Genomic DNA, 12,721 nt, shown 5'->3' on the forward strand with positions numbered 1-12,721 from the left:
GCCGCCTTTTTAATCGACAAAAAATCGCTTTTTGCTGTTTTTTTCCGCACTTGATACAATGCGCTGAAATTGCCCTTGCGAAGGTCATTCGCTTTGGTTAGTATTCACACCCGCTTCAGTGGGAAACGTTAAAACGTCCCGCTTTATTGGTCGAAGCACTTGGTATGCGGCAAATCCGCAAGGAACAGGTTGATTATGTACGAAGCTCTTTTAGTTGTTTTCCTTATTGTGGCAATTGGCCTTGTGGGTCTGATTATGCTGCAGCAAGGTAAAGGCGCTGATATGGGAGCCTCCTTCGGAGCAGGCGCTTCCGGCACTCTGTTTGGATCCAGCGGTTCTGGTAACTTCATGACCCGTATGACTGGTATCCTGGCTGCGCTGTTCTTCATCATCAGTCTGGCGCTGGGCAATATCAACAGCAACAAGACCAATAAAGGAAGTGAGTGGGATAACCTGAGCGCGCCGAAAACTGAGCAAACTCAGCCGACCGCGCCGGCGCAGCCGAGCAGCGACATCCCGCACTGATAAGCAGTATCCGTACCGAGGTGGTGGAATTGGTAGACACGCTACCTTGAGGTGGTAGTGCCCTAACGGGCTTGTGGGTTCGAGTCCCATCCTCGGTACCAATTTCCTGAAGAAAGACGCTGAAAAGCGTCTTTTTTTTCGTCCCCAAAAAGTTGAGTAGCAGCATTAGCGGCAGATATGTCACTCCGGTTGGGTTCGGGATTTTTCTGCATAAAAAAGGCCGCGTTAGCGGCCTTTGCGAATTTCTCTGGAGCGTTACTTCGCTTTATTTTCGAGGTTTTCCACCTGCGGCAGGCCAGTTGCGGAAGACGCGGTCAGCAGTCCAGACTGCGCGTAGCCAAACAGCTTATCGCGAGTATCGGTGATATCCAGGTTGCGCATCGTCAGCTGGCCGATACGATCCTCAGCGGAGAACATCGAGTCACCTTTTTCCATCGTCAGACGCTCTGCTTTATAGGTCAGATTATCAGAGACGGTATTCAGGATGGAGTAGTCGTTGCCGCGACGCAGTTCAAGCGTCACTTCGCCGGTAATTTGGCTTGCTACCCAGCGCTGCAGGCCGTCGCGCAGCATCAGCGCCTGGGAATCGAACCAGCGCCCTTGATACAGCAGCCGACCCAGCTGACGACCGTGCGCGTGGTATTGCTCAATGGTATCTTCGTTATGAATACCGGTCAGCAGACGCTCATAGGCAATATGCAGCAGCGCCATTCCCGGGGCTTCATAGATGCCGCGGCTCTTCGCTTCGATGATACGGTTTTCGATCTGATCGCTCATACCCAGACCATGACGGCCGCCGATGCGGTTAGCCTCCAGCATCAGTTCAACGTCATCGCTAAAGGTCTGCCCGTTCAGCGCAACAGGATGGCCCTGTTCAAAGCGAACGGTGACTTCTTCCGCAGGGATTTTGACGCTTTCATCCCAGAACTTGACGCCCATAATCGGGTTCACAATCTTGACGCTGGAGTTCAGGAATTCAAGATCTTTAGCTTCGTGCGTCGCGCCCAGCATATTGGAGTCGGTTGAGTAGGCTTTTTCAACGGACATTTTATAGTCAAACCCACAGGAGATCATAAACTCTGACATCTCCTGGCGGCCGCCTAACTCGTCGATAAAGTCGCTATCCAGCCACGGTTTGTAAATTTTCAGCTCAGCGTTGGTCAGCAGGCCGTAACGATAGAAACGTTCGATATCGTTGCCTTTATAGGTACTCCCGTCGCCCCAGATGTTAACACCGTCTTCCTTCATTGCGGCGACCAGCATGGTACCGGTCACTGCGCGGCCCAGCGGCGTAGTATTAAAGTAGGTCAACCCGCCGGTGGTGTTATGAAATGCGCCGCACTGGATCGCGGCAATGCCTTCCGCAACCAGCTGCTTACGGCAGTCGATCAGACGAGCCCCTTCAGCACCATACTCTTTGGCACGACGAGGAATGGCCTCGTAATCGTCTTCGTCTGGCTGTCCCAGATTGGCGGTATATGCATAAGGGACTGCTCCCTTTTTACGCATCCACAGCAGCGCGGCGCTGGTATCCAGCCCACCAGAAAAAGCAATACCAATACGTTGGCCAACCGGGAGATGCTTGAGAATCGTCGTCATAAAATAAAACCCTGCTAGATAGACTGTGGTGAGTTTGACTCAACAATCTTTATTGCATGTTTATGCATTAATTGTGAGTTTTCATTTAATCATCTTTTGCTGGCGACAGGAAGAGGCTGAGCCGCTTTTTGCCAAAAAACCCAGAAATACCAGCATGAACCGAAACCTGGCAATGTGAAATTCATGTTGACAAAATATATGAAGTATCAATACAATTCACTACGATTTTATGTCCCGTCTCTCGGTACCAAATCCCAGCAGTATTTGCGTCTTTTACTCAAAACGAGTAAAATATGCCACGTTTCAGGCGCGGGGTGGAGCAGCCTGGTAGCTCGTCGGGCTCATAACCCGAAGGTCGTCGGTTCAAATCCGGCCCCCGCAACCACTTTCCCATTAAGTACTTTTTCAAATATACTGTGAGGACCGGGTCCTTCGTAGACGAATTTGAAAGAATTCTTCTGGAAAGTGTTCCAGATCGCAGTTGCGATCTCAGGGTTCAGTTATCTAAAGCCCCGATTTATCGGGGTTTTTTGTTATCTGACTTCAGAATAACTGGGCTATACGCCCTTTTTTTATGTCTTGGGGGTGGGTTTGTCCACATTAGAGCAAAAATTAACAGAGATGCTCACAGCGCCAGTTGAAGCGCTTGGCTTTGAGCTGGTCGGCATCGAATTTATTCGCGGTCGCACGTCCACACTGCGCATCTATATTGATAGTGAAGATGGCATCAATGTTGATGATTGTGCTGATGTGAGCCACCAGGTCAGTGCTGTTATGGACGTAGAAGACCCGATTACAGTCGCTTATAACCTGGAAGTTTCTTCTCCAGGTCTCGATCGTCCTATGTTTACCGCCGAGCACTATGAGCGTTTCATCGGCGAAGAAGTTTCGCTGGTTTTGCGCATGGCGGTACAGAACCGACGCAAATGGCAGGGCCTTATCAAAGCGGTAGACGGTGAGATGATCACGGTAACCGTCGAAGGCAAAGATGAAGTGTTCGCGCTGAGTAACATCCAGAAGGCGAACCTGGTTCCCCACTTTTAACAGTCTGGATTGAGGTGAAAGGCCCCGATGAACAAAGAAATTTTGGCTGTTGTTGAAGCCGTTTCCAACGAAAAGGCGCTGCCGCGTGAGAAAATTTTCGAAGCGTTGGAAAGTGCGCTAGCAACGGCTACCAAGAAAAAATATGAGCAAGAGATCGACGTTCGCGTAGAAATCGATCGTAAAAGCGGTGATTTCGACACATTCCGTCGCTGGCTGGTTGTTGAAGAAGTGACCCAGCCGACTCGCGAAATCACGCTGGAAGCTGCGCGTTTCGAAGATGAAAGCATGAATCCTGGCGATTACGTCGAAGACCAGATTGAGTCTGTCACCTTTGACCGTATCACTACGCAGACCGCGAAGCAGGTTATCGTACAAAAAGTACGTGAAGCCGAACGCGCAATGGTCGTCGATCAATTCCGTGAGCACGAAGGTGAAATCATCACGGGCGTAGTGAAGAAAGTGAACCGCGACAATATTACGCTGGATCTGGGCAACAACGCTGAAGCCGTGATCCTGCGCGAAGACATGCTGCCGCGTGAGAACTTCCGTCCGGGTGACCGTATCCGCGGCGTACTGTACGCAGTTCGTCCGGAAGCGCGCGGCGCGCAGCTGTTCGTGACTCGCTCCAAGCCGGAAATGCTGGTTGAACTGTTCCGCATTGAAGTTCCGGAAATCGGTGAAGAAGTTCTCGAAATTAAAGCGGCGGCTCGCGATCCTGGCTCTCGTGCCAAAATCGCGGTTAAAACCAACGACAAGCGCATCGATCCGGTTGGCGCCTGCGTCGGTATGCGCGGCGCGCGCGTTCAGGCAGTCTCGACTGAACTGGGCGGCGAGCGTATCGATATCGTGCTGTGGGACGATAACCCGGCGCAGTTCGTGATTAACGCCATGGCTCCGGCTGACGTCGCATCTATCGTGGTAGATGAAGACAAGCACACCATGGATATCGCAGTAGAAGCGGGCAACCTGGCGCAGGCCATTGGCCGTAACGGTCAGAACGTCCGTCTGGCGTCTCAGCTGAGCGGCTGGGAACTCAACGTCATGACCGTTGATGACCTCCAGGCTAAGCATCAGGCTGAAGCCCATGCAGCGATTGATACCTTCACTAAATATCTTGATATTGATGAAGATTTCGCCACGCTGCTGGTTGAAGAAGGTTTCGCCACTCTGGAAGAGCTGGCCTATGTGCCAATGAAAGAACTGCTGGAAATTGACGGTCTGGATGAAGCGACCGTTGAAGCACTTCGTGAGCGGGCGAAAAACGCGCTGACCACGCTGGCGCTGGCCAAAGAAGAGAGCCTGGGTGACAGCAAACCTGCCGACGATCTGTTGAATCTGGAAGGTTTGGATCGCGCTCTGGCATTCACCCTGGCCGCCCGTGGTGTTTGTACGCTGGAAGATCTCGCCGAGCAGGGCATTGATGATCTGGCTGATATCGAAGGCTTGACCGACGAGAAAGCCGGAGAACTTATCATGGCCGCTCGTAATATTTGTTGGTTCGGCGACGAAGCGTAATAAACTGTAGCAGGAAGGAACAGCATGACAGATGTGACCATTAAAGCGCTGGCCTCAGAGATTCAGACCTCTGTGGATCGCCTGATACAGCAATTTGCTGATGCAGGGATCCGCAAATCGGCTGATGATTCTGTGACCGCGCAAGAGAAGCAAACCTTGTTGACGCACCTGAACCGTGAACACGGCTCAGCGCCCGACAAGCTGACGCTGCAGCGCAAAACGCGCAGCACGTTAAATATTCCGGGTACCGGTGGAAAGAGTAAGTCGGTACAAATCGAAGTCCGCAAGAAACGCACCTTTGTGAAACGCGATCCGCAAGAGGCCGAACGCCTTGCCGCGGAAGAGCAGGCGCAGCGTGAAGCGGAAGAGCAAGCCCGTCGTGAGGCAGAAGAAGCTGCCAAACGCGAGGCGCAATTAAAAGCTGAACGTGAGGCCGCAGAACAAGCGAAACGTGAACTCGCCGATAAAGCGAAACGTGAAGCCGCGGAAAAAGACAAAGTGAGCAATCAACAAACCGACGATATGACCAAAACCGCCCAGGCTGAAAAGCAACGCCGCGAAAACGAAGCTGCGGAGCTGAAGCGCAAATCGGAAGAAGAAGCACGCCGCAAACTTGAAGAAGAAGCGCGCCGTGTAGCGGAAGAAGCACGCCGTATGGCTCAAGAAAATGAAAAGAACTGGACTGAAGCGCCAGAAACCCCTGAAGAGACCACTGACTATCACGTAACGACTTCTCAGCATGCGCGTCAGGCTGAAGACGATAACGATCGTGAAGTTGAAGGCGGTCGCGGCCGTGGACGTAATGCGAAAGCAGCGCGTCCGGCTAAGAAAGGCAACAAACACGCTGAATCGAAAGCCGATCGTGAAGAAGCCCGTGCGGCCGTTCGCGGCGGTAAAGGTGGCAAGCATCGTAAAGGTTCTGCTCTGCAGCAAGGCTTCCAGAAGCCGGCTCAGGCGGTTAACCGTGATGTTATCATCGGCGAAACCATCACCGTTGGCGATTTGGCCAACAAGATGGCCGTCAAAGGTTCTCAGGTCATCAAAGCGATGATGAAGCTGGGCGCCATGGCGACGATTAATCAGGTTATCGACCAGGAAACCGCACAGCTGGTTGCCGAAGAGATGGGCCACAAAGTTATCCTGCGTCGTGAAAACGAGCTGGAAGAAGCGGTAATGAGCGACCGTGACACCGGCGCTGCGGCTGAACCGCGCGCACCGGTTGTGACCATCATGGGTCACGTTGACCACGGTAAAACCTCTCTGCTGGACTACATTCGTTCAACGAAAGTGGCCTCTGGCGAAGCGGGCGGCATTACCCAGCACATCGGTGCGTACCACGTCGAAACCGACAACGGTATGATCACCTTCCTGGATACCCCGGGTCACGCCGCGTTTACCTCTATGCGTGCTCGTGGTGCGCAGGCGACGGATATCGTGGTTCTGGTTGTGGCGGCAGACGACGGCGTGATGCCGCAGACTATCGAAGCTATCCAGCACGCGAAGGCGGCGCAGGTACCTCTGGTGGTTGCGGTGAACAAAATCGATAAGCCGGAAGCGGACCTGGATCGCGTTAAAAACGAGCTCTCTCAGTACGGCGTTATGCCGGAAGAGTGGGGTGGCGAAGCGCAGTTCATCCCTGTATCCGCTAAAGCCGGTACCGGTATTGACGATCTGCTGAATGCTATCCTGCTGCAGGCTGAAGTTCTGGAGCTGAAAGCGGTTCGCAACGGTATGGCGAGCGGCGCGGTTATCGAATCCTTCCTCGATAAAGGTCGTGGTCCGGTTGCCACCGTTCTGGTACGCGAAGGTACGCTGCATAAAGGCGACATCGTCCTGTGCGGTTTCGAATACGGTCGCGTTCGTGCGATGCGTAATGAACTGGGTCAGGAAGTGCTGGAAGCGGGTCCGTCCATTCCGGTGGAAATCCTTGGCCTGTCAGGTGTACCGGCTGCCGGTGACGAAGTGACCGTTGTGCGTGACGAGAAAAAAGCACGTGAAGTTGCGCTGTATCGTCAGGGTAAATTCCGTGAAGTTAAACTGGCTCGTCAGCAGAAATCTAAGCTTGAGAACATGTTCGCCAACATGACCGAAGGCGAAGTTCACGAAGTGAACATCGTCCTCAAAGCGGACGTGCAGGGCTCTGTGGAAGCGATCTCCGACTCCTTGCTGAAACTGTCTACCGACGAAGTGAAAGTGAAGATTATCGGTTCCGGCGTAGGTGGTATCACCGAAACCGACGCGACCCTGGCGGCCGCATCCAACGCGATTCTGGTTGGCTTCAACGTACGTGCTGATGCATCCGCACGTAAAGTTATCGACGCGGAAAGCCTGGATCTGCGCTACTACTCCGTCATCTACCATCTGATCGACGAAGTGAAAGCAGCGATGAGCGGCATGCTGTCTCCGGAACTGAAACAGCAGATCATTGGTCTGGCTGAAGTCCGTGATGTGTTCAAATCGCCGAAATTCGGCGCCATCGCAGGCTGTATGGTTACCGAAGGTACGATCAAGCGTCATAACCCAATCCGCGTCCTGCGCGACAACGTGGTTATCTATGAAGGCGAGCTGGAATCCCTGCGCCGCTTCAAAGATGACGTTAACGAAGTTCGTAACGGTATGGAGTGTGGTATCGGCGTTAAGAACTACAACGACGTTCGCGTTGGCGATATGATCGAAGTGTTCGAAATCATCGAGATTCAACGTACCATCGATTAATCGTTTAGTAGGCCGGGGAAGCGCAGCGCCACCCGGTTATACAAAATTAAAGGGGGCCGCGTGGCCCCCTTATTTGTCTGGAGAATTTATTATGGCGAAAGAATTTGGTCGCCCGCAGCGCGTGGCCCAGGAGATGCAAAAAGAGATCGCAATCATCCTGCAGCGCGAAATTAAAGACCCGCGTCTGGGCATGATGACGACCGTTTCAGGCGTTGAAATGTCCCGCGACCTGGCCTATGCCAAAGTGTTTGTGACCTTCCTGAACGACAAAGACGAAGCCGCAGTGAAAGCGGGGATCAAGGCCTTACAGGAAGCGTCTGGTTTTATCCGCTCGCTGCTGGGCAAAGCGATGCGCCTGCGTATCGTGCCGGAACTGACCTTCTTCTACGACAATTCATTAGTCGAAGGGATGCGCATGTCGAACCTGGTGACCAGCGTGGTAAAACATGACGATGAACGTCGTGTGAACCCGGACGACAGTAAGGAGGACTAATGAGTCGTCCTCGTCGTCGCGGCCGTGACGTGCATGGCGTACTGTTGCTGGATAAACCGCAGGGCGCATCCAGCAACGACGTGCTGCAGAAAGTTAAGCGGCTTTATAATGCTAATCGGGCAGGGCACACCGGGGCGCTGGATCCGCTGGCGACCGGTATGCTGCCGATTTGCCTCGGGGAAGCGACAAAGTTTTCCCAGTATCTGCTCGATTCTGACAAGCGCTACCGCGTGATTGCCAGGCTTGGCCAGCGCACCGATACCTCTGATGCCGATGGCCAGGTGGTGGAGGAGCGTCCGCTGACTTTTAGCCCGGAGCAGCTGGCGGCAGCGCTCGACGGCTTCCGTGGCGAAACCCAGCAGGTACCGTCGATGTATTCGGCGCTGAAATACCAGGGGAAAAAGCTGTACGAATATGCCCGACAGGGGATTGAAGTACCGCGTGAATCCCGGCCGATTACGGTGTACGAGCTGCTGTTTATTCGCCATGAGGGGACGGAGCTTGAGCTGGAGATTCACTGCTCGAAAGGCACCTACATTCGCACGATTATTGATGACTTAGGCGAGAAACTCGGGTGCGGCGCGCACGTCATTTTCCTGCGTCGCCTGGCGGTCAGTAAATATCCCGTCGAACGGATGGTGACGCTGGAGCAGCTGCAGGCGCTTGTCGAACAAGCAAATGCGCAGGATATTCCCGCAGCCCAGCTGCTGGACCCGCTGCTGATGCCGATGGACAGCCCGGCTTCGGATTACCCGCTGGTGAATATTCCGGAAACCTCGGCCGTCTACTTTAAAAACGGTAACCCGGTGCGGACATCGGGCGCGCCGCTGCAGGGATTGGTTCGCGTTACTGAAGGCGCTGAAGAGAAGTTTCTTGGTATGGGTGAGATGGATGATGAAGGCCGCGTGGCGCCTCGTCGTCTGGTGGTTGAATACCCTGTCTGAGCGCTTTCCTTGCGATAAAAGGCTGCTGCGAGTAGAATATCGCCGCTTAACACTCGCCAACGTGTTTTAACATTTGCGAGCGTTATATCAGGGGTTGCTGAATTAGAGATCGGCACCCTTTCTTTCTTTTAATTTTGGAGTTCGAAAATGTCTCTAAGCGTTGAAGCTAAAGCAAAAATCGTTTCTGAGTTCGGTCGTGGCGAAAACGACAGCGGTTCTACTGAAGTTCAGGTTGCACTGCTGACTGCACAGATCAACCACCTGCAGGGTCACTTTGCAGAGCACAAAAAAGATCACCACAGCCGTCGTGGTCTGCTGCGCATGGTTTCTCAGCGTCGTAAACTGCTCGACTACCTGAAACGTAAAGATGTTGCACGTTACTCTGCGCTGATCGAGCGTCTGGGTCTGCGTCGCTAATTCTGCGAGTTTCAGAAGAAGGGGCCTCACGGCCCCTTTTTTCGACCGGGCGGCAGCAATTCATTAAAAACTCATGTATTGTTGCTATTAATGATCTTCATGCAGAGGTTCGCGCGGCTAATGAGAGGCTTGACTCGCAGGGGCGAGTAAAGGTTGTCATTAGTCGCGAGGATGCAGAAGATCGGGTCATACGATGTCTTATCGTGGATTTGACATCATCTATAGATAAAAGGATAGAATTTTGCTTAATCCGATCGTTCGTAAATTCCAGTACGGCCAACATACCGTAACGCTGGAGACCGGCATGATGGCGCGCCAGGCAACTGCCGCCGTTATGGTTAGCATGGATGACACCGCGGTATTCGTTACCGTTGTGGGCCAGAAAAAAGCGAAGCCAGGCCAGGATTTCTTCCCGCTGACCGTTAACTATCAAGAGCGTACCTACGCTGCAGGTAAAATCCCGGGTGGTTTCTTCCGTCGTGAAGGCCGTCCGAGCGAAGGCGAAACCCTGATCGCGCGTCTGATTGACCGCCCGGTTCGCCCGCTGTTCCCGGAAGGCTTCGTTAACGAAGTTCAGGTTATCGCGACCGTGGTTTCCGTTAACCCGCAGGTTAACCCGGATATCGTCGCGATGATCGGCGCTTCCGCAGCGCTGTCCCTGTCCGGTATTCCGTTCAACGGCCCAATTGGCGCCGCTCGCGTGGGTTATATTAATGACCAGTACGTGCTGAACCCGACCCAGGAAGAGCTGAAGTCCAGCAAACTGGATCTGGTTGTCGCAGGTACCGAAGCCGCAGTACTGATGGTTGAATCCGAAGCTGAACTGCTGAGCGAAGACCAGATGCTGGGCGCGGTCGTGTTTGGTCACGACCAGCAGCAGGTGGTTATTCAGAACATCAATGATCTGGTGAAAGAAGCCGGTAAGCCGCGCTGGGACTGGCAGCCGGAAGTGGTTGATGCGGCACTGAACGCGCGCGTTGCCGCGCTGGCTGAATCTCGCCTGAGCGATGCTTACCGTATCACCGACAAACAGGAGCGCTATGCTCAGGTTGACGTGATCAAATCTGAAACTATCGCGACCCTGGTTGCGGAAGATGAAGCTCTGGACGCTAACGAACTGGGCGAAATCCTGCACGCAATCGAGAAAAATGTGGTGCGTAGCCGCGTACTGGCCGGTGAGCCGCGTATCGATGGCCGTGAAAAAGATATGATTCGTGGTCTGGACGTTCGTACCGGCGTTCTGCCGCGTACCCACGGTTCCGCACTGTTTACCCGTGGCGAAACTCAGGCGCTGGTTACCGCGACCCTGGGCACCGCACGCGACGCGCAGAACATCGATGAACTGATGGGCGAGCGCACGGATTCCTTCCTGTTCCACTATAACTTCCCTCCGTACTCCGTAGGCGAAACGGGAATGGTCGGTTCTCCGAAGCGTCGTGAAATCGGTCACGGTCGTCTGGCTAAGCGCGGCGTACTGGCCGTGATGCCGACTATCGAAGAGTTCCCGTACACTGTTCGCGTGGTTTCTGAAATCACCGAATCTAACGGCTCATCCTCCATGGCTTCCGTCTGTGGCGCTTCTCTGGCGCTGATGGACGCAGGCGTGCCGGTGAAAGCAGCCGTTGCGGGTATCGCAATGGGTCTGGTGAAAGAAGGCGACAACTTCGTCGTACTGTCTGACATTCTGGGCGATGAAGATCACCTGGGCGATATGGACTTCAAAGTAGCGGGTTCCCGCGAAGGTATCTCTGCTCTGCAGATGGATATCAAAATTGAAGGTATCACCAAAGAGATCATGCAGGTTGCTCTGAACCAGGCTAAAGGTGCGCGTCTGCACATCCTGGGCGTGATGGAACAGGCGATTAACGCGCCGCGCGGCGATATCTCTGAATTCGCACCGCGTATCCACACGATCAAGATCAGTCCGGACAAAATCAAAGACGTTATCGGTAAGGGCGGTTCCGTTATTCGTGCGCTGACCGAAGAAACCGGCACCACTATCGAAATCGAAGATGACGGTACCGTGAAGATCGCGGCAACCGACGGCGACAAAGCGCAGCACGCGATTCGTCGTATCGAAGAGATCACCGCTGAGATCGAAGTTGGCCGTATCTACAACGGTAAAGTGACCCGTATCGTTGACTTTGGCGCGTTTGTTGCCATTGGCGGCGGTAAAGAAGGTCTGGTTCACATCTCTCAAATCGCCGACAAGCGCGTTGAGAAAGTGACCGACTATCTGCAGATGGGTCAGGAAGTGCCGGTTAAGGTTCTGGAAGTTGACCGTCAGGGCCGTGTCCGTCTGAGCATCAAAGAAGCAACTGAACAAACTCAGCCTGCGGCTGCGCCGGAAGCTCCGGCTGCCGAACAGCAGGGCGAGTAAGGTTGCCGTTTGCCCTCCGCATTGCGGAGGGCGCATTGCGGGCAGGACGCCCTGTTTGCAGCCGGGGAACTGGACGTTCATCCAATCGTTGTCTTCGGGAGTGGGAAATGAAGCCTTTTTTGCGCTGGTGTTTCGTGGCGACAGCTCTCACGCTGGCAGGATGCAGCAACTCTGCCTGGCGTAAGGACGCAGTCCTCGCGGTGCCATTGCAACCGACTTTGCAGCAGGAAGTGATTCTGGCGCGCATGGAACAAATTCTTGCCAGTCGGGCTTTAACCGATGACGAACGCGCACAGCTTTTATATGAGCGCGGAGTGTTGTATGATAGTCTCGGTCTGAGGGCATTAGCGCGAAATGATTTTTCACAAGCGCTGGCAATCCGACCGGATATGCCTGAAGTATTCAATTACTTAGGCATTTACTTAACGCAGGCAGGCAATTTTGATGCTGCCTATGAAGCGTTTGATTCTGTACTTGAGCTTGATCCAACTTACAACTACGCGCACTTAAATCGCGGTATCGCCCTGTATTACGGCGGTCGCGCTAAGTTAGCGCAAGATGATCTGCTGGCGTTTTATCAAGACGATCCCAATGATCCTTTCCGAAGCCTGTGGCTTTATCTCGCCGAGCGTCAGCTCGATGAGAAGCAGGCGCTTGAAGCACTGAGACAGCGCTTAAACAAGTCGGATAAAGAACAATGGGGATGGAACATTGTCGGGTTCTACCTTGGCGACATTAGCGAAAAAGAGCTAATGGACCGTCTGAAGGCAGACGCAACGGATAACACCTCGCTCGCTGAGCATCTCAGTGAAACCAACTTCTATTTAGGTAAGTACTACCTAAGTCTGGGGGACAAGGACAGCGCTACGGCACTGTTCAAACTGGCGGTCGCAAACAACGTTCATAACTACGTTGAGCACCGATACGCATTGTTGGAATTATCGCTCTTGGGCCAGGAGCAAGATGACCTGGCAGAATCGGACCAGCAATAGCTGACGAACACATCAGCCCTTTTTTGATTGCCATCACCTTTGCGGGTGAGGGCGTTGTTGTTCGTTAATACACCTACTTTGAGCCGGTTCACACTTT

At 53.5% G+C, this 12,721-nt stretch carries 10 protein-coding genes and 2 tRNA genes; 11 read left to right on the forward strand and 1 reads right to left on the reverse strand.

Features of this window, described 5'->3' with window-relative positions; genetic code table 11:
• The first annotated feature begins 195 nt into the window (after positions 1 to 195).
• Together secG and ABLV30_RS19665 are read left to right on the forward strand one after the other, a co-directional pair.
• Entirely contained in the window at positions 196 to 525 is a 330-nt protein-coding gene (gene secG, locus ABLV30_RS19660; protein WP_004106103.1) for a preprotein translocase subunit SecG, read from the forward strand.
• A 14-nt stretch (positions 526 to 539) separates the two neighbouring features.
• Positions 540 to 626 (forward strand) — tRNA-Leu (locus ABLV30_RS19665).
• Between the two features lie 154 nt (positions 627 to 780).
• Here ABLV30_RS19665 and argG read toward each other — a convergent pair.
• Positions 781 to 2,124, reverse strand: a complete 1,344-nt coding sequence (gene argG, locus ABLV30_RS19670; protein WP_004106101.1) for an argininosuccinate synthase — start codon at positions 2,122 to 2,124, stop codon at positions 781 to 783.
• A 308-nt stretch (positions 2,125 to 2,432) separates the two neighbouring features.
• Here argG and ABLV30_RS19675 point away from each other — a divergent pair.
• The 9 genes from ABLV30_RS19675 (at position 2,433) to nlpI (ending at position 12,624) form a co-directional block, all read left to right on the forward strand.
• Positions 2,433 to 2,509 (forward strand) — tRNA-Met (locus ABLV30_RS19675).
• A gap of 206 nt (positions 2,510 to 2,715) precedes the next feature.
• A complete protein-coding gene (gene rimP, locus ABLV30_RS19680) occupies positions 2,716 to 3,168 on the forward strand; it encodes a ribosome maturation factor RimP (protein WP_004125659.1) in 453 nt (150 codons plus the stop codon).
• A gap of 27 nt (positions 3,169 to 3,195) precedes the next feature.
• The gene (gene nusA, locus ABLV30_RS19685) at positions 3,196 to 4,683 is read left to right on the forward strand and encodes a transcription termination factor NusA (RefSeq protein WP_004854539.1); all 1,488 of its coding nucleotides are present in this window, start codon (positions 3,196 to 3,198) and stop codon (positions 4,681 to 4,683) included.
• 24 nt (positions 4,684 to 4,707) lie between these two features.
• The gene (gene infB, locus ABLV30_RS19690) at positions 4,708 to 7,398 is read left to right on the forward strand and encodes a translation initiation factor IF-2 (protein ID WP_025108147.1); all 2,691 of its coding nucleotides are present in this window, start codon (positions 4,708 to 4,710) and stop codon (positions 7,396 to 7,398) included.
• A gap of 91 nt (positions 7,399 to 7,489) precedes the next feature.
• Positions 7,490 to 7,891, forward strand: coding sequence for a 30S ribosome-binding factor RbfA (gene rbfA, locus ABLV30_RS19695; protein ID WP_004106092.1), 402 nt, complete (start codon positions 7,490 to 7,492; stop codon positions 7,889 to 7,891).
• Positions 7,891 to 8,835 carry a tRNA pseudouridine(55) synthase TruB gene (truB, locus tag ABLV30_RS19700; protein ID WP_046878318.1) on the forward strand — a complete coding sequence of 315 codons (945 nt, stop codon included), beginning with the start codon at positions 7,891 to 7,893 and terminating at the stop codon, positions 8,833 to 8,835. The genes rbfA and truB overlap by 1 nt, the downstream gene beginning before the upstream one ends.
• Positions 8,836 to 8,982: 147 nt before the next feature.
• Positions 8,983 to 9,252: a 30S ribosomal protein S15 gene (rpsO, locus tag ABLV30_RS19705; RefSeq protein ID WP_002918244.1), complete on the forward strand. Its 270-nt coding sequence runs from the start codon at positions 8,983 to 8,985 to the stop codon at positions 9,250 to 9,252.
• A 241-nt stretch (positions 9,253 to 9,493) separates the two neighbouring features.
• Positions 9,494 to 11,632 carry a polyribonucleotide nucleotidyltransferase gene (pnp, locus tag ABLV30_RS19710; protein WP_009651902.1) on the forward strand — a complete coding sequence of 713 codons (2,139 nt, stop codon included), beginning with the start codon at positions 9,494 to 9,496 and terminating at the stop codon, positions 11,630 to 11,632.
• A 107-nt stretch (positions 11,633 to 11,739) separates the two neighbouring features.
• Entirely contained in the window at positions 11,740 to 12,624 is an 885-nt protein-coding gene (gene nlpI / locus ABLV30_RS19715; protein ID WP_004854535.1) for a lipoprotein NlpI, read from the forward strand.
• The last annotated feature ends 97 nt before the right edge of the window (positions 12,625 to 12,721 follow it).

The organism is Klebsiella sp. CN_Kp113, from assembly GCF_040064585.1.
GTDB lineage: Bacteria > Pseudomonadota > Gammaproteobacteria > Enterobacterales > Enterobacteriaceae > Klebsiella > Klebsiella michiganensis.

Excerpts from the sequence above, each read along its gene's own strand:
- truB (WP_046878318.1), top strand. The coding sequence starts at position 7,891 with ATGAGTCGTCCTCGTCGTCGCGGCCGTGACGTGCATGGCGTACTGTTG.
- nusA (WP_004854539.1), top strand. The coding sequence starts at position 3,196 with ATGAACAAAGAAATTTTGGCTGTTGTTGAAGCCGTTTCCAACGAAAAG.
- argG (WP_004106101.1), bottom strand. The coding sequence starts at position 2,124 with ATGACGACGATTCTCAAGCATCTCCCGGTTGGCCAACGTATTGGTATT.
- secG (WP_004106103.1), top strand. The coding sequence starts at position 196 with ATGTACGAAGCTCTTTTAGTTGTTTTCCTTATTGTGGCAATTGGCCTT.
- rpsO (WP_002918244.1), top strand. The coding sequence starts at position 8,983 with ATGTCTCTAAGCGTTGAAGCTAAAGCAAAAATCGTTTCTGAGTTCGGT.
- infB (WP_025108147.1), top strand. The coding sequence starts at position 4,708 with ATGACAGATGTGACCATTAAAGCGCTGGCCTCAGAGATTCAGACCTCT.
- nlpI (WP_004854535.1), top strand. The coding sequence starts at position 11,740 with ATGAAGCCTTTTTTGCGCTGGTGTTTCGTGGCGACAGCTCTCACGCTG.
- rbfA (WP_004106092.1), top strand. The coding sequence starts at position 7,490 with ATGGCGAAAGAATTTGGTCGCCCGCAGCGCGTGGCCCAGGAGATGCAA.